The following is a 16,440-nucleotide window of genomic DNA, read 5'->3' as shown; positions in this document are numbered from 1 at the left end:
ACTATTGGATGAAATCCTGCGAATTCATGAGTCTGAGTGAGGAAACTGAATCATTTCGAGGGAGCATAAACGAAGGGCCGCCCGAGTGGCAGCCCTCATGATATTAAACGGTCTTGTTCTAACTCACCGTTTGGATGCGTTCTATTTATTTTCTGAAATATGCCAGCAGACACCAGCTGGATCAATTAAGTTGATTTCACGCTTTCCCCAAGGATATATTGTCGGCTCTTTCACCTTGATCGGATACTTCTCCTCAAGGGCAATGGTTTGTAAATGCGTCCACCAGCCGTCAAGATCCTCGACAACCAATTCTACCATGAAATTTTCTTGGAATTCCTTATTGTGGAAGTTTTGAAGAAAGAATTCCTGCTCTCCCATTCGAAAGATACTCAATCCGGAATCTGAATACAATTTCTCAAAACCAAGAGCTTCAAAGAAACGCTGTGCAAGATTGTAATCTTCTCCTGATGGAATGAATGGACGAAGTTTAACGGCTTTCATGATTGTCCTCCTCATTTTGTTTTCGGGCAATGACAATTGGCTGATAATACCCGGATTCTGCTGGCATAAGCCACTCGATATCCGTGAATCCAACCGCACTTAGAATATGGCTAAATTCATCTCGTAACAAAGCTCTGTATTGGGTTTTATTCTGCCTCGTCTTCCATTCCCCATCAATTTCCTGCAAAATAAACTGATTGGTCCAATATGTTTTTGCGTCTTCAGCCCAATCCCAAATCTGAAAAACAATACGCTTGCCCTTATCGTACACGCGCGGTTCTGTTGATCTGGGCTTATCTTTTATCAGGTCATCATAATTCCGTATTGTAATGATAAGAACACCTTCATGATCCGTTTTTGCATACAGATTGCGGGCAGCTGAATACAAATCTTCATCGGTAAGAAGATGGGGAATTGCATTATCAGCCGAAAGAACGACTTCAAAACTCCCGGAAACATCCTTCTCCAATGAACGAAAATCAGCAATTCCAAAATCGATATTGACTCCAAAAGCTGCTGCCTCTTGCTCGGCTCTGACTACCGCCGCTGGACTTATATCAGTAGCAGTTACGTTATATCCGTGTTTAGCCAGCCCTATAGCCTGCGTCCCTATTCCACATGAGCAATCCAAAAGTGAGGTAGGGTCCGAATTTGAATTTGTGAGCTTTGAACGGATAATCTTGTCTAAGATCTCGCCTTGCCATGAAATCGCTTGCTTCCAATCAACAAAAATAAGATGATACGCTTCAGCAAGGTCATCATAAAACGCTAAAACGGAATCCTTCACCACGTTCACCCCAATAAGGTTTAACAATATGTATTCGGCTTGCTCATCCGTAATCCTTCCTTTTGGGTCTCGCAATTTGCGGTGTAATATTTGCAGCTTCCGTCTATCCTTTCATCCTAAAACTCCCTCTCTTGCCTAAAGGAATTATACGGTATGGTTCTCCTGCACTCCCCGGTTGGCCGATTCCCGTTCCCGGTATTCCGTCGGGGTCAGGCCGGTCATTTTTTTGAAAATACGCGTAAAGCTGTTGACGTTCGTATAGCCCACCGATTCCGCTATGTCCCGGATTTTCTCGCTGCTGCCGGCGAGCTTCTCCTTCGATTTCCCGATCCGGATCTCCATCAGATAGTCGATAAAATTGCCGCCGGTGTAATCCTTGAACATTTTGCTCAAATGGGAAACGCTCAGATGAAATTCACCGGACAAGTAGTTGAGGGATAGATCGCTATGCATATAGTTCTGCTGAATAAAACGCATTATATTTTCAATTGCTTTGTTCTTCTCCCTGCCGCTCCGGCGGGTTCGAATCCCTTCGATGAAGCCGGTCAGAATCCCGGCCGCAAAATTCCGGATCTGCTCCAGGCTTTCATACTGCTCCAATGTCTCGTGAACATTCTGCGCAGGCATCAGTTCCTCCTGCGCCACGCCGATCTCGCCTGCCACAATAGCTGCTTTCATCATCAGCTGTACGACAAGCTGCTTGATAATATCCGGCGGTACATTAGAAGAAGCAAGCGAGTCGAACCAGTTCCGCATTTGTTGGAGCAGCTTCTCTTCGTCCTGCAGCTTGATGGAATCAATCATGCCCTCAGCAGCAGCAAACAAGCGGTGAAATCCGCCAACGCTGTAATCCTGAATCTCATCCGCCGCAATGATCGTGTTATTCCCCATAACCAGCTTGTATTTCAGCGCCTCCATCGATTGCTTATGGGAGATGTGAATGTTCCGCAAGTCGAATACTTCCCGTCCTATGCCGATTGACACCGTCCTCTTGAAATGCTCCTCGACAAAGTTCTTCAGCATATCGGCAACAGCAGCCGCACGCAGCGCATGCTTCGCATCGTCGTCGTCATCGAAACTAATAATGATCGCGCTTTGGCCGTCCTCCCACGGGGTGGCGGCGCCTTTGCTTTCCGCATTGATCAGCTCCTCTGCCACATTGCATAACGCATAAGCGTACAGATGCAGATCCCGTATTAAACCGATTTCCGATTTTCGGTCGAATTCCGCGCTCATCACAATATAACGGTTCGGATGCAGCTGTACTCCGACCAGTTCCATATATTGCCCGATATTCCGGTTATGTGCCGGATAATCGGTCAGAATCTCCATCATCAGCCTCCATTTCATAATCGGCTTATTTTCCTTGATTTGTTTCTGCAGCCGCTCACTGTCCGTCAAAATGTCCGAAACCGCATTCTCGAATATTGCGAATTGGTTGCCGTCCTTCCAGTCCATCCCCGCATAGAACGGGTGGTTCTTCAGTTTCCTGGTTAAATTAGCGGCAAATCGGTTAACCGGATTAAGCGTCCAGCGGCCGAAAAGGATCGCCAAAAGGCCTGCAGCGATAAACAATATAGCGGCAATGACGATCAATGCGTTGCGGACGTTGATAAGCGGTTTGTTCAGTTGGATCTCGGGCACAACATTGACGATTTTCCAGCCTGTATAAGCCGACGTCACATAAAAAACAGAACTGGGCTCGCTGTTAACCGTCGCCTGAAAGTAACCCTCCTTCGATTCCTTCAGCACGCGGGCCATACTATCGTCTTGACTTCTATCCTGACCCAACATACTCTTAACCGCACTTGACACCATAAGACCGTTTGGATCAAGCATAAAGGTATCGCCCAAACTTTTATTGTCCGCGTCCGTTAGAAGATGGTACAGCTCTTCCTCCTTGATATGGATCGCAATCGCCCCTCGCCGGTAACCCGGGGAATGAATGAGCGGGTACGTGCGGACAAGTGTCACGACATTCCGGTAGATTGGAAAATCCGAGTTGTTCAGCGACAGCTTGCGGGTCGGCAGCCAGCGTAAATAACCGTCGAATTGGGCGAATTGGCGGATCCAGTCATAGTTCGCAGACGTTGTATCTTCCTTCAGCGCACTGCCTGAAAACAGCTGCTTGCGTACATAGGAATACAGATCGATGGAATAGATATATTCTTCTGCGTTGACGAATTGGCCGAAATACGCGTTCAGTCTGTACGCATTGTTCAGACTCTGCTGTTCGGTCATGCCCGAATCGAAAAAGGATTTGACATCCCCGTTGTCAAACATCCGGATCGTCTCTTTGTCGATCGATTTCAGAATCAGCTCCATCTTATGATCAATCTGACTGAGCAGCGCCATATGCGTGTCCGTCGATTCGTATTTCAGCCGGTTCGCAGCTACCCGGTACGACAGAAACGATATCAGGGAAACGACAAGGAACAAGAGCAAGACAAGCACCAAAACCGTCTTTTTCGTGGAGCGGTATTGAAAAATGCGCATGCCCTGTTCCCCCGTTTCTCTATCTGCTACTTAAAGCTTGCTTTGTTGCCATCATACCATTCCTGGGCCAATTGCTCGGCCTTCTCTCCGCCTAAACGGTTCCATTCCTTGCGGATATCTGCGAGCCCTTCCTCTGCGGAGTAGCCGCTTTGGGTAACCGTCTTCGCCCTGATTTCATCGACCGTTTTCTGAAACGACGCCTTTAGTTCGTTGATTTCGGTAATATTAGGCTGATATGGAATGTCGCGCCGGAATTTGTTTTTCATGACGACTTGAAGCGAGTCGACTTCCAGCTTGGCAATCTGCTGGGAAAGCGGGTCCTGCGCCGCCTTGATCAGCAGATCTTCCGGCTTCTCCTCTTGCGGCCTTAGAACGGCGTATTCATTCGCGTAGCCCACTTCTTTCTTCACCTTGTCCGCATCCAATTTCTGCGGGATTCCATTAACCAGCTTGTAATGAACGCCTTCTTGTCCATATGTCAGCGAGAACCACCCTTTATCCATCATCCAATCCAAATATTCGATGGCAGCTTTCGGGTTCTTCATATTTTTGTTGAATGTCACGTAGATGTAAGCCGGCGTTTCCTGGTAGGTGCCGTATTTGCCGTATTTCGTCGTCACCGGTTCGAATGCGACCGGCTTCGCATCCGGATTGTTCGTCAGCAGATCGCGGTTCATGCTGGTCATCGTGCCGTTTCCCCATTGGCATAAACAAATGCCTGCCTTGCCCGTCGTCCAGAGCTGCTTCGCGCGCGAATTATCCGTGTCGGTAAAGTTTTCTTTATCGGCGAGTCCCATCTCGTAAACCTGTTTCTCCAGAGCAAGCGCATCGCCGTAGCGATCAAGCGTCGGACCGTATTTCATCTTGCCGTCTTCGAGGTACCAGTCGACCACATCCGTGCCGAACATCGCAGAATAGATGTCGCGCGTCGTATAGCCGACGATCGGAACGGTATTGGCCTTGCCGTCGCCGTCCGGGTCCTGCTCCTTGAATGCCTTAGCTACTGCGACAAATTCATCCACCGTTATCGGCGTCTTCAGCCCCAGCTTGTCAAGCCAGTCCTGCCGGATCAAGAGACCGTGATTCGCCACGGTGCTGATCGTCCGCCGGGTCGTCATGGCGTAAATCTTGCCGTCAAATGTAATATACGGTTTCAAATCGGGGTTTTCCTGCAAATACTGCTTGTATGTTGTGCTGTATTGGTCAATATAGTCGTCAATCGGCTGAATTACGCCCTGCGACACCAGATTCCCGATGTAGTTGCGGTCATATTCCCAGATGAGATCAGGCGCCTGATTGGAGGCGATCAGCACATTCAATTTGTCCTGCGCTTGGTTCCTAGGCACGGGTACGACGGAAAGGTTAATGCCTGATTGCTCTTGCATCCATTTCACCCAGCGGTTCTCCTCGTACGTTCCTTCGTCGCTTGACACCGCCCCCCTGTCGAACGCGGAGATGCTGAGATCCTTCGGCAGGCTGTCGAACTTGTCTCCCCCGTTTGCGTTGGTGCCGCTGCTGCCCGGCGGGGACGTTTCGTTATTCTTCGAGCAGCCGGCCAGCAAGACGACCGCCGCCAGGCTGATCGAGAGAATGGCGGAAGCCCATTTTTTCGTTCTCGTTTTCATCTGACTCCTCCTGTTCTTAATTGTGAATCTTCCTGGCTCGCAATCGCACAGCCAGATTTATTACAAGGCCTGAGGCGCTTATGAACTACCCTTTCACCGAGCCCATCAGGACTCCCTTCACAAAATGCCTCTGTAAAAATGGATAGACACCCAAAATCGGTAATATTGCAATGATAATCGAAGCGGCGCGAATCCCTTCCGGCGTGATCGTCGACTCGGAAACACCCTCGCCGTTTGTCGTCCGCAGTAGCTCCGAACCGACGTTTTGCAGCATCTGGTACAGCTTGACTGTCAGTGACAGTTTGTCTGTGCTTTTGATATAGATAAGGACATTGAAGTAAGAGTTCCACCAACCGACGGCATAAAATAAAGTTAACGCCGCGATAACCGGCATCGACAACGGAAGAATGATTTTCCACAGTATTGTAAAATCTTTCGCTCCGTCGATAGCCGCAGATTCCTCCAATTCCTCCGGCAGTCCCTCGAAAAATGATTTCATAACAAACATGTTGTACACGCTTATAAGCGAAGGCAGCCAAAGCCCCCAGTACGAATTGATCAGACCGAGCATGCTGATTAACAGAAAATTCGGGATGAGTCCGCCGCCGAACAGCATGGTGAACAGAATGGCCATCAGCATCGCGTTTCTGCCCTTAAGACGCCGCTTCGACAGCGGATACGCCGCAATTACGGTGAACAGCATATTCAAAGCAGTGCCGACCAACGTAAGGACCACCGAATTTTTCATGGCAACGAACAACTGACCGTCGGCAATCAAATTGTGATAAGCGCTCAGATTGAAGTCGATCGGCCATACGGACACTTCCCCCGCATTGATGGCGCGGCTGCTGCTGAAGGAGACGGCAAGGACGTTAATGAACGGAAACAAAGTGGCACAGGCGCAGCATCCCAGCAAAAACACGTTAATCCAGCGAAACCAACTGGACGAATTCATCATCCTACCATAACCCCCGTTCCCCCATCGCCCTGATCAAGCGGTTGACCGCCACGACAAGAGCCAAAGATACGACGGATTGAAACAATCCGAGCGCAGTCGTGTAGCTGTACTGCAGCCCCACAATTCCGCGTGTGTAGACATAGGTGCTGATTACTTCGGACACGCTGCCCACGGCGGAGTTCTGCAGCGCGTAGACCTGCTCGAAACCGACATCCATCATTTTCCCCATATGCAGAACGAGCAATATGGCGACTGTGCTTCGGATGCCAGGCAGCGTGACATGCCAGATTTGCCGCAGTTTGCTGGCGCCGTCGATCGCGGCCGCTTCATACAGCTGAGGATTAATAGACGCCATCGCAGCCAGATACATAATCGTGCCGAAGCCCGCTTCACGCCAGACACTTGAACCGACAAATGCAACTGGCCACCAGAACGTACTGGCCATAAAATAAATCGGCTCCAATCCAAGCAGCTTCAGAATGGCGTTCACGATTCCGGTACTGGGCGACAGCAGCGCAATAACGATGCTCCCAAGCACGATCCACGACATGAAATGTGGAATATACAGCAGATTTTGCAAAATCCGTTTGTACCTTTCCGAGTGAAGCTCGTTTAGCATAAGCGCCAATAGGATCGGCACAGGAAATGCGAACACTAGGCCGTAAACGTTCAGCAGTAGTGTGTTTCTCAAAATACTGATGAAATCGCGGCTTGTGAACAGCTTGCGGAACTGGTCGAACCCGACCCATGGACTCCCCCAGATGCCGTCTGCCAAACGATAATTTTTGAACGCCATCACCTCTCCAAGCAGCGGGGCATATTTAAAAACGATAAAATAAAGTGCGACCGGCGCCAGCAGCAGATACAAATATTTATCTCTACTCCAATGCTTCCTCCACTGCGGCTTGTTTGCCGCCGCTGCATGAGATGCTGCAGAACCGCTGGCGCTCTGACCGGCTGATGAAGCCATACTCTTCCTCCCTTCCATGCCATTCCATCCTAGTGTGATTGACATCCCGGGTGCAAAGACTTGCGGATGGGCTGTCCATTTGAAGGTAACAAACATGACGGCTGAAGCCAATCTTCACTTTTTGGGCGGACACTCTTTTATTCGTTTTTGCAAGCATCATTTTTTGTGATCATCCTCTATTTTTGTGGGCAAGACGTTAATTAAGAGCGAGCTGTCCCTGAAAACTAAATATAGCCGCTCGATATGAATGAGCGGCTTTTACATTATTATAGTTTTCGTAGTTATGAGTGCCTGACAAATTTAGCTAATCGAGGAGTGGGTTTAGATTGCACTGATCCCAGTCGTCATCGCATACTTCATGCCCCTGCTGGCTCTCCCCTGCTTAAAGGCTGCTTGCTCCAGGCACGACAATGCCTTTGAAATACCCTGGAGGCCGTTTATCCAAGGATTCAAATGCAGTTTGAATCTGCTCCAAGGAAAACTGATGTGTAATGATATCATTCATTTGGAATACCCCGTTATTAATCAGGCATACCGCTCTGCGTTGATCATCCGACTCATTCAAGGAATAGCCCGGGTGAGTTGCCCGCATTTCTATCGATTTAGTGATGACTGCTTCCATGTCGATATTACCTGCAGATTTATAGGCACTCATAAATACAAGTCTTCCTCGTCTTGCCTTCAGCAAACCGATGCAATCATTAATGACTGACGTAGTGCCCGTTCCTTCAATGACGAAATCTGCCATATGGCCGCCGGTTATGGATCGTACGGCTTCTACGGCTCCTCCATCCCTTGCATTAATGGTGTGGGTCGCACCGAAGGAAGCGGCAAGAGCAAGCTTGCGCTCATCAATATCAATCGCGATTAAACCGCTGAGCAACCTGCCGGCAAGCGCTTGAATGGCCCAGAGTCCCATCGGGCCTGCCCCCATGACAACGCCGAAATCTCCGGCTTCCGGAGCTGCACCGCGAAGGACGGTCACGACGCATTTGAGCGGTTCCCCCAGCGCATGCTTCGGATCTATGTGCGGCGCTACTTTAAAGGTGCTAGCTGCTTTCACAGCCATATAATCGGAGAAGCCAGTCAAGCTGTTCGGAAGACCCGTTACGAGATCGCCTTCCTCAAACCCCTTTGTGTCGCGGCCTGCAGCGACGACTCTGCCAGACCATTCATGCCCAAGAGATAACGGCCCCTGACCCATCCGGCCATGGAAATGATTAAGCTCCCACGTGCAAAGTCCGCATGCTTCTACTTGAATAAGCAGCTCATCAGGAGCAATCTCAACTTGCACCTCACTCAGTTCAACTCTTCCCGGTTCAATTAAATAAGCTCGACGAGATTTCATCTAATCAACTCTCCTTTTTGTAAAAACGTTTACGCATCATTATATTCATAGAAGTAGGATTGATATAAACAAACTTATTATAGCTTCCCGCTTAAAAGGTGTAAACGTTTTTACAATATTGAATTCAAGAATGTTGCCTTCCCTTTGATCAATCAATTAAAATAACTGTAAAAACGTTTACGTGTGATTCAGGAGATTGAAGATGAAACCTACAATTAAAGATGTAGCAGCCAGAGCCGGCGTATCCATTGCAACGGTTTCCCGCGTGATGAACAACCGTGACCGTGTACATACAGCAACCAAGGAAAAGGTACACCGCGCTATCGAAGAGCTCGGCTTTGCACCAAGCACGATAGCCCGTTCCATGGTGATGAACGAGACGCGTAACATCGGACTGCTTCTCCCTTTTCTCAAGAATGAATTCTGGGCAACCCTAGCCGAGTCAATCGAAGCCAGACTGTGGGAGAATGGATATACCGTTACTATCGGCATGGCGGACAGCCGGAGCTACGCAAAGATGAAAGCCGCTGTTCAATCCATGATCGAGAGGAAAGCCGATGGCATTATTCTGTGCAGTTCCCCTGCCGATCCTCGTGAGCTTGCCGACTTTACCAAGCTGGTCGTGGAGTCCGCCGTTCCAGCCGTCACGTTTGAATTCGACCTTCCCGGCCTGCCGTCCGTTAAAAGCGATCATATTCAAGGCAGCTCGGCTGCGGTGAACCATCTTATTCGGTTAGGGCATACCCGCATTGCACATATCGGAGGACCGCTGGTCAGTATCGGGAGGGAGCTTGGATATCGCGAGGCCCATCTCCTTCAAGGACTTCCTGTAGATGAGAACCTGATCCGCAGGGGCGAACCTTTCTTTGAATTCGGTCAAGCGGCAATTATAGACCTTCTGGAACAGGAAGCTCCTTTCACCGCTGTCTTCTGTGCCAATGATCTTATCGCATTAGGTGCCGTGCAGGAGCTGCAGCGAAGAGAATTCCGCATTCCTAAGGATATCTCCATTATCGGCTACGATAATATTAAAGCTGCGGTTCTGATCAAACCCAACTTGACAACAATTGCCCAGCCTGTCTCAGATATGTCAGCATCGCTGGTTGATACGCTGTTGAAAGAGAAGAACGACAAACCTGCGAGGCGGCTCCCTCCAAAGCTGTTGTTTGAGCTTGAATTGATTGTGCGGGAAACGACTGCGGCGCCTTTAATGAGCTGAAACCTATCGTAACTTTGCCGGATAGATTCACCCGTTTGTCCGGTTAACCGGGAACACTTGCATGCCGGCTTCCCGTCCTATTGAAAGAAAGACATTGCTGCATCCAATCTAAACATGAATGGATGCAGTAATTGATGCAATAAAAAACCCTTGAATATCAAGGGTTTTCATATCCTCTCTTTGCAGCTGACTGTCACTTGCTGACCCAATAATCAGAGGGTAACCCCGACTATTCTAAACCTGCCAAATACTCAACCACCGCTAGATGTTTCCTCATCGACTTCTCATGAATGAGATTAATCTTCCCGTTATCGAGTCTGCCCAGTTTATCTCCAAGCTCTTTATTCTCATGTGTCCACTCTACACGCTTCAATCTGTCCAAACAGGCGGTCCAGCCTGGAACATATTTCCCCTCTTGATAGAGATAAGTATGCGCATAATAGGCAATCGCTTCCTGAATCACGCGGCTTGAAGAAATGTACTGTGCTAATCCAGGCTGTTCCGGCATATGAGACATGATCGCGTTCAGAAATTGGTGCAGAATCTCCACATGGCTCGTTATGTCTTTCCTTAGCCGGCGTGCAAGCTCATAAGAAGGGATTGTTTTTCCAGTGAAAAGTAAAGACGCGGTCGAATACATCCAGCTGAAGCAGGTGTAATTCTTATTAAAGGAGGTCAGGTTGTTGCGGCTCTCAATTCCGGCTGATTTCAGAAAATCATTATGATCGGCTACCTGCTGCAGCACGATATTCAAAGGATCGCTTCCGTCAAAGGAATGCCCCAATTCTTTGCTGACTAATTGGACCTTGGAATTTATGTCGCCGAATAGCTGCTTCTCTTCTTCTTCGCCCAATCCAACGTAAACTTGAACGGAGAGCTCGCTTTCCAACAAGTCCAATCTTCTGAGCTCCATCTGTTGGTGCAGCCCTTCCTGCTGCTCCATCACTTCACGGATCTCCGCATTATGCGGCTCCTTACGGCATTTCACCTTGAGCCTCATCGCTTCCCGCTCATACCGGCGGCTCTCTTTAATCATCTGGTCATTGGTATAGCCTAATGCCAGTATCCGATGCTGGCCGTCTATTATGCTTAATTTGGAGCCATGATTCAAAACGAGATGATCTCCGCTTTTCGTTAATGTACTTACATCGCGAAGTGACAAGGTAACAGGGCCAAAAAACACATGATCCAGCTCGCGTTCTTGAAGATAATTAGAAATCTTCCTTCGCTGCAGGGCACTTAATTTACGCTGCACCATCGGATCAATTGTTGTATAGTTCAGCAAATCATGAATGCGCATCGAAACGGTGGCCACACCATATCGATCGCAATACGGATAAACAGTCATACGTAACGGAAGCCCATCCATCAGCCAACTTCCTCCTTGTCTTCAATTAGATACAGATGCTGTTCATCGAAGAAATCCCGAATAAATTGATACGCCTTCATGATCCGGCTTCTTCGAGGCAATCGATCCTTTTCGTCGTCTTTGTAAATGAGATTCCAATCAATATGCGGTAAAATCTTCATCGCATACAGCAGCGTATATTTATTGTATTGAAGAGTCTTATGCGCTTCCTCATAGAGAAAGAGCGCCAGCGCAATTTGAATATTTTCCGACCAGCAAATCTCTTTCCGGCTTGGCTGGGGCAGATACCTCAAAAGATTGTCAAAATAATAGGCTGCCTGCTCGACATGCTCTTGCAGACTCTGGTCCGTAAAGTGATAACCATTATTTCTAGCTCCGGACTTCAATCTGCCTTCAAAGATCCCTATCAATAATTCAATTAGCAGGGAATAAGAGAACAGGTATTCCGAATCTTTCCCGCGTTCGGAGAAAATATCCGTCGGCAGTTTATCCATTACCGGGTATTCCTGAACAAGATGGGATGCCATCACATGATAGAATCGGCGCTGATCCCTTAGAACAGCGAGGTTGCCGCCGATTTTTCTTGGAAGTTTATTGATGTCCGAGAACAGCTGGCGCTCTTGACGGGAGTGAATATCCAGGTAGATCATGACAGACATTGGAAAATCATATAGTTTACGCAGCTTCTCAGTAATTTCAGCAACACGTTCATATTCTCTTCTATCCTTGGCCCTTGCCATGTTGCCTTGAAGCGTTTCCATAGCACGGCGGAAAGCTGCCAAACGATGCTGCCCATCTACGACGTAACATTTCTCAATGGCCTGCAGGTAATATCGGCCTTGCTCGGGGATATACTGCCCTGCCCCGCGAGCAGACAATATAACGCCCGGAAAATAAATGGGCTGTCCGTGATCCAGATACAAAAGGATATAGTCGACAAGCCGGGATACATTCTGGGGTACAAGCTGCCTCTGTACTTCCAAATCAATCTCATAGATGGAAAATAGTTTATTCATCGTCAGCGTTGTAGATAAAGTTGTTTGACCGAAGGTCCGCGCCAAAGGGCCGGCGATCTCAACTGATGAACCGGCTGGACCAGCCGAAAGCAAATCAGATAACGATTGAACGGGCTCCATATTATTCCTCCATTATTAATTTCTTAATATCAGAATATATGAAGATACCTTTGGTTGCAAACCCACTTTGACTAATTAAAACCTAACTTTTTTTAAAAGTCCTATTTCCGGCGCAGCGGCTCAAATAACGAATTGCTAATTATACAAACTTTTAAATATTCGATAGACTCTTGGGGCAATAAGCCTATTGAATATTTCTGACAAACACCAGACCAAAAAGGTCTGAGCCGGGATATAAACATCCATGACGTCAGACCTGACAACTAACATTCTCCGGCTTCTTTCTCCAGAAATGCACGAATGGAAGGATCCATGCACAGTCCGATTGAGCGGCTGTATGCGGCACGTGCCTCCTCGAACCTCTGCATCCGCTTGAACAAATGGGCGCTCAGCGCCCAATAAGGCTGATAGCTCTTAACCGCTTCGGCCGGCATTTCCCCAAGAAGCGCCATCCCGATTTCGGCGCCCCGCGCCTCGGCAACGGCTGCCGCGCGGCCGACGATTGCGCCGATCGTTGGAGCGATACCCACGAGCCCCTCGTACAGCAGCGCAATCTCTTCCCATTCCGTACGGCCAGTCCAGGCACGCTGGGCTGGACAGCAACTCGCTCAATATTAAGATGATAATCACCAAGTCCGACATAGAACATCGTGATAGCAAAGCCGTTTTCTTTGGCTTTCTGCATTTGACGAATGACATTGCCGCCGGCCAGCGTTGTTTCTACCGAAAACCTGCGTTTATGATGGATACAGTCCCGGACCAGCTTAATAATCGCTTCTTTACCTGCAGACGATATTTACATTGATCCCAAGCCGATCCACGATCAGATTGCGGATGGTGCTTTTGCCGCTACCGTTATTCCCACCAAAAACATACATGGCAGGTGTTGGTTTACTCATAAGGGTGGTCTTGTTGCTTAATGGGAATAATTTCGCCATTGCTGAATTCTTTCACAATACGGCCTTCATTCGTTTTATATACAATATAGGTTCCATTCGCTTTCGCATCCAGCTTCGCACGATCTCCGGTAAGCTTGATCAGCTTCTGTAAATCTCGGATCTGTTCCATTACCGTCACCATCCAATCCGCACTATGATTCTAACTCCAATTATAACACGCTAGAATCGTTCGTCCATCGCGGGCGGCTGCATAGCCATTTGCTTCCTTCTTTAAGCACGAACTTTTTTATCATTCGCAGCTGCTTCAAGCCGTTCCTTCTCTATCTTACGGAAGACAAGGAAGCTTCGGCGTGCACATTCGGATACGGCTATGGGATGAAACCCGTGGAGATCCGCATAGAACGTATCGTTCAGCGGATCAATCCATGAAGCCGGTAGCGCACGTGCCCCGAGGCTTGCTCCGAGAATAGAGCCAACTGTTGCTCCGTTGCAGTCGGTATCCCAGCCGCCAAGCACCGCGGTCGTAATCCCTTTCTCAAAATCCCCTTGAGCGAAAATAATCGATGCAGCTACAAGAGCGGCATTATTATTGGTATGTACGGGATCATAATGCTTGAAGGCTTCCCAGATTCGGCTAACCAGCTCGATTTGATCCGTAGAGGATTTGGCAATTTCGACTGCTTGGCCGATATCTTGAGCGAGTCTGGACGTTGCCGGGATCTGCTGCAAGCCTGCAGCTACAATTCTCTCCGGATCGGATTCAATGAATGCAGCAGCGATCATCGCGGCAGCAAACATCTCCCCATAAATTCCGTTCTTCACATGCGAGAAGGAAGCATCCCGCCACGCGAATTCCGCCGCCAGCTCTGGATTGCCTGCGGCTCCGTAAGCGAAACCGTCAGCCCGAATCTGCGCCCCGATCCACTCCCGATACGGATTCAAGTAGGTTCTTACCCACTCTTTATGGTCTTCCCAATTATCCGGTTTGCCTCTCCAGCCTTCCATATGGCTGGTGACCTGAGCAAAATTCAAATAAGCTTGCGTCTCCGCCGTACAAACCTGTCCATAAGTCAGCCTGCTATGCCAAAGTCGTCCGATATCCCAGGAATCCCAGTGGAGCCCCTTCTCTTCCAGCATAAGCAGCCCCAGCACCGTGTATCTCACATCGTCATCGCTTTCCATGAATGCAATATGCTCCTTGGTGCTTTTCCAGCTCCAATCCGCAATAGCTATTCCCTCGGTTTCAGCGCTTGAGTGCCTCGGTGTATACCCTTTGATCGGCCATGCCCCTGCTCCCTCAAACCACAGCTGCACATTTCGCCACCCGGGATGCTCACTCGTTCCAGCCATGAAAGCTCCTGACTCGAGCGGTTTGCCCAGTGCGCAGCCGCTAAGACGTCCAAGCCATGCGCCATAGAACTTGTCCTGCCACTGCTCATCGGTATACGCTGCTTCCGCTAATGTAGAAGCACCCTGCTCCTGCGGACGAAGCCGGCGAATATGATCAAGCTCTGACGGTTCCTCGAATGGGAACGCAGCATCTACCGTAAGCGCCGCAAGCTCTTCATACACCTTCAATAAGTGCTGTCGATCTTCTCCCGCACTCTCCCATTTGTCCATAAAACCCTCAATGCTGCAGCCTTCTTCTTGGCGCTGAACGATCTCCATCTTAATGAGCTGCTTCAATGAATCCCAACCTGCCACAGTGATCACCTCTAGATTATTTATTACATCTAGATTAACCGTTCCCAAACCGAATTTCTTCCCGATTCCTAACCCGAATTTCTTAAAAACGGCTATTCTTTTCGATGAAGGCGACGGTAACCCAAAGGTGAAATACCTACAAGCTGTTGGAAGGACCGGTAAAAAGGTGCTGAGCTGTGAAACCCGCAAGCCAAATAAATATCTGTCACGGACGGATCGCTGGCACAGAGCAGCCGCTTCGCTTCTTGGATACGGACGAAAGCCAGGTATTCCTTGAAATTCTTGCCCACGGCTTCCTTAAACAAGTGACGCGCGCGCGATTCGCTTAGCGAGAGAACGTCTGCAAGCTCTTTAAGGCCAATCTGCTCTCTGTACGAGGTATGAATAAATTCCAGTGCAGGCTTGATTTGACTTAAGCTTTTGAGCATGCCGCTCCAGCTTGACTCGGTATGAGCGCTCTCGTCCATTCGATGCAGGCGCACGCACAGCTCCAGCATGCGCGAGCGCAGCAAAGCTGCAAAGCCAGATCGCTTCGATGTATATTCATCCAGCATTGCAGCAAACATCGCGCCAAGCGGAGGTATCTCCACATGTAAATTGCGAATCGCTGTATTTCGAAACGACATCAACAGCTGGCGATCCTCTTCCTGAAAGAATGCGTCGCTGAAATAGACAAAATAAAACCGGCACTCCTGCGCAGGATCGGATTGTGCAATATGAGGTTCATAGGGCGGGAATAGCATAAGATCCCCTGGCTGAACAGGATAGGTCCGATCCGCGATATGAAAGCTCCCGGTCCCCGCATAGCAGTACCCAATCTCATAGAAAGAATGCCAATGCTGCTCCGCATACCGCTCAGGAGGACTGTAGTCAAAGAGATGAAAGGGAATATCCGCTTCAAACAGGAACAGCTCCTGCATCGATGAACCTCCTCTTGATTGACAGTGGAGCATTGCTCCTCTTCCTTCCTCCGAACATATCATTAATAGGTCTACAAATAAAAGAGCTGTTTGAGCGTGAACTCCATACTTGCTCCAATGTAAACCTTTCAATTTTATAGCATTAAGCATTTGCTTCAGCATATAAAATAAATAGGAATGGCAATTGAAAATGACAGATAGAATAGGTAAATCAGGGGAATATTGATAAGCCTTGATGAATATATCTTATAAACAGTAGTATCTTTTAAATATAAAATCTTCTAGGGCAGATGCACCTTCAGGACTAGCCTGGGATTGAGCCTTGTTGATAAACATTTTTTCAGAACGTAATTATCCACCTGTGGATAATTCAGACTTTATTTATTTTGTGGTTATTTATTCAGAATGGGGATAATTTTTAAATTCTCGGCTGATAATCAATTAAAATACAACATATTTCTAAATAAATCACAGTTTGCTTTTTGATATTCATGTACAGGCTTATTAA

General features: G+C 48.3%; 14 protein-coding genes and 1 pseudogene. 1 reads left to right on the top strand and 14 read right to left on the bottom strand.

Annotation, left to right across the window (positions count from 1 at the left end):
• Positions 1-141 precede the first annotated feature (141 nt).
• From ACFPYJ_RS18340 to ACFPYJ_RS18310, 7 genes are all read right to left on the bottom strand, one after another.
• Positions 142-501, bottom strand: a complete 360-nt coding sequence (locus ACFPYJ_RS18340) for a VOC family protein (RefSeq protein WP_379189624.1) — start codon at positions 499-501, stop codon at positions 142-144.
• Positions 488-1,288, bottom strand: a complete 801-nt coding sequence (locus ACFPYJ_RS18335; RefSeq protein ID WP_379189623.1) for a class I SAM-dependent methyltransferase — start codon at positions 1,286-1,288, stop codon at positions 488-490. The genes ACFPYJ_RS18340 and ACFPYJ_RS18335 overlap by 14 nt, the downstream gene beginning before the upstream one ends.
• Positions 1,289-1,432: 144 nt before the next feature.
• A complete protein-coding gene (locus tag ACFPYJ_RS18330; protein ID WP_379189622.1) occupies positions 1,433-3,784 on the bottom strand; it encodes a helix-turn-helix domain-containing protein in 2,352 nt (783 codons plus the stop codon).
• A 26-nt stretch (positions 3,785-3,810) separates the two neighbouring features.
• Positions 3,811-5,409, bottom strand: coding sequence for an extracellular solute-binding protein (locus ACFPYJ_RS18325; protein WP_379189621.1), 1,599 nt, complete (start codon positions 5,407-5,409; stop codon positions 3,811-3,813).
• Positions 5,410-5,494: 85 nt separating this feature from the next.
• Positions 5,495-6,367 (bottom strand): carbohydrate ABC transporter permease, encoded by an 873-nt coding sequence (locus tag ACFPYJ_RS18320; protein WP_379189620.1) that lies wholly within the window; start codon positions 6,365-6,367, stop codon positions 5,495-5,497.
• Between the two features lies 1 nt (position 6,368).
• Positions 6,369-7,337: an ABC transporter permease gene (locus ACFPYJ_RS18315; protein WP_379189619.1), complete on the bottom strand. Its 969-nt coding sequence runs from the start codon at positions 7,335-7,337 to the stop codon at positions 6,369-6,371.
• A 382-nt stretch (positions 7,338-7,719) separates the two neighbouring features.
• On the bottom strand, positions 7,720-8,685 hold the full coding sequence (locus ACFPYJ_RS18310; protein ID WP_379189618.1) for a zinc-dependent alcohol dehydrogenase: 966 nt from the start codon (positions 8,683-8,685) through the stop codon (positions 7,720-7,722).
• 202 nt (positions 8,686-8,887) lie between these two features.
• Here ACFPYJ_RS18310 and ACFPYJ_RS18305 point away from each other — a divergent pair, with 202 nt between their 5' ends.
• Entirely contained in the window at positions 8,888-9,904 is a 1,017-nt protein-coding gene (locus ACFPYJ_RS18305) for a LacI family DNA-binding transcriptional regulator (RefSeq protein ID WP_379189617.1), read from the top strand.
• A 229-nt stretch (positions 9,905-10,133) separates the two neighbouring features.
• On the opposite strand, the gene ACFPYJ_RS18300 is transcribed toward ACFPYJ_RS18305, so the two are convergent.
• The 7 genes and pseudogenes from ACFPYJ_RS18300 to ACFPYJ_RS18270 form a co-directional block, all read right to left on the bottom strand.
• The gene (locus tag ACFPYJ_RS18300) at positions 10,134-11,273 is read right to left on the bottom strand and encodes a DNA sulfur modification protein DndB (protein ID WP_379189616.1); all 1,140 of its coding nucleotides are present in this window, start codon (positions 11,271-11,273) and stop codon (positions 10,134-10,136) included.
• Positions 11,273-12,409 (bottom strand): DNA sulfur modification protein DndB, encoded by a 1,137-nt coding sequence (locus tag ACFPYJ_RS18295; protein WP_379189615.1) that lies wholly within the window; start codon positions 12,407-12,409, stop codon positions 11,273-11,275. The genes ACFPYJ_RS18300 and ACFPYJ_RS18295 overlap by 1 nt, the downstream gene beginning before the upstream one ends.
• Positions 12,410-12,672: 263 nt before the next feature.
• A complete protein-coding gene (locus tag ACFPYJ_RS18290) occupies positions 12,673-12,939 on the bottom strand; it encodes a hypothetical protein (RefSeq protein ID WP_379189625.1) in 267 nt (88 codons plus the stop codon).
• A gap of 29 nt (positions 12,940-12,968) precedes the next feature.
• Positions 12,969-13,308, bottom strand: a pseudogene (locus ACFPYJ_RS18285) (hypothetical protein); the annotation flags it as partial.
• Positions 13,301-13,477 (bottom strand): hypothetical protein, encoded by a 177-nt coding sequence (locus ACFPYJ_RS18280; protein WP_379189614.1) that lies wholly within the window; start codon positions 13,475-13,477, stop codon positions 13,301-13,303. The pseudogene ACFPYJ_RS18285 and the gene ACFPYJ_RS18280, both read right to left, overlap by 8 nt.
• A gap of 101 nt (positions 13,478-13,578) precedes the next feature.
• Positions 13,579-15,012, bottom strand: coding sequence for an ADP-ribosylglycohydrolase family protein (locus ACFPYJ_RS18275; protein ID WP_379189613.1), 1,434 nt, complete (start codon positions 15,010-15,012; stop codon positions 13,579-13,581).
• Positions 15,013-15,104: 92 nt separating this feature from the next.
• Positions 15,105-15,932 carry an AraC family transcriptional regulator gene (locus ACFPYJ_RS18270; protein WP_379189612.1) on the bottom strand — a complete coding sequence of 276 codons (828 nt, stop codon included), beginning with the start codon at positions 15,930-15,932 and terminating at the stop codon, positions 15,105-15,107.
• Positions 15,933-16,440 lie beyond the last annotated feature (508 nt).

This window comes from Paenibacillus solisilvae, from assembly GCF_042656405.1.
GTDB classification, from domain to species: domain Bacteria; phylum Bacillota; class Bacilli; order Paenibacillales; family Paenibacillaceae; genus Paenibacillus_Z; species Paenibacillus_Z solisilvae.
The sequence above is the reverse complement of the archived record's forward strand: the minus strand, read 5'-3'. Positions and strand labels throughout refer to the sequence as shown.

What these genes read in the sequence shown, in the direction of transcription:
- ACFPYJ_RS18300 (WP_379189616.1), bottom strand. Translation starts at nt 11,273, where the DNA reads ATGGATGGGCTTCCGTTACGTATGACTGTTTATCCGTATTGCGATCGA.
- ACFPYJ_RS18330 (WP_379189622.1), bottom strand. Translation starts at nt 3,784, where the DNA reads ATGCGCATTTTTCAATACCGCTCCACGAAAAAGACGGTTTTGGTGCTT.
- ACFPYJ_RS18310 (WP_379189618.1), bottom strand. Translation starts at nt 8,685, where the DNA reads ATGAAATCTCGTCGAGCTTATTTAATTGAACCGGGAAGAGTTGAACTG.
- ACFPYJ_RS18320 (WP_379189620.1), bottom strand. Translation starts at nt 6,367, where the DNA reads ATGATGAATTCGTCCAGTTGGTTTCGCTGGATTAACGTGTTTTTGCTG.
- ACFPYJ_RS18270 (WP_379189612.1), bottom strand. Translation starts at nt 15,932, where the DNA reads ATGCAGGAGCTGTTCCTGTTTGAAGCGGATATTCCCTTTCATCTCTTT.
- ACFPYJ_RS18325 (WP_379189621.1), bottom strand. Translation starts at nt 5,409, where the DNA reads ATGAAAACGAGAACGAAAAAATGGGCTTCCGCCATTCTCTCGATCAGC.
- ACFPYJ_RS18315 (WP_379189619.1), bottom strand. Translation starts at nt 7,337, where the DNA reads ATGGCTTCATCAGCCGGTCAGAGCGCCAGCGGTTCTGCAGCATCTCAT.
- ACFPYJ_RS18305 (WP_379189617.1), top strand. Translation starts at nt 8,888, where the DNA reads ATGAAACCTACAATTAAAGATGTAGCAGCCAGAGCCGGCGTATCCATT.
- ACFPYJ_RS18280 (WP_379189614.1), bottom strand. Translation starts at nt 13,477, where the DNA reads ATGGAACAGATCCGAGATTTACAGAAGCTGATCAAGCTTACCGGAGAT.
- ACFPYJ_RS18340 (WP_379189624.1), bottom strand. Translation starts at nt 501, where the DNA reads ATGAAAGCCGTTAAACTTCGTCCATTCATTCCATCAGGAGAAGATTAC.
- ACFPYJ_RS18295 (WP_379189615.1), bottom strand. Translation starts at nt 12,409, where the DNA reads ATGGAGCCCGTTCAATCGTTATCTGATTTGCTTTCGGCTGGTCCAGCC.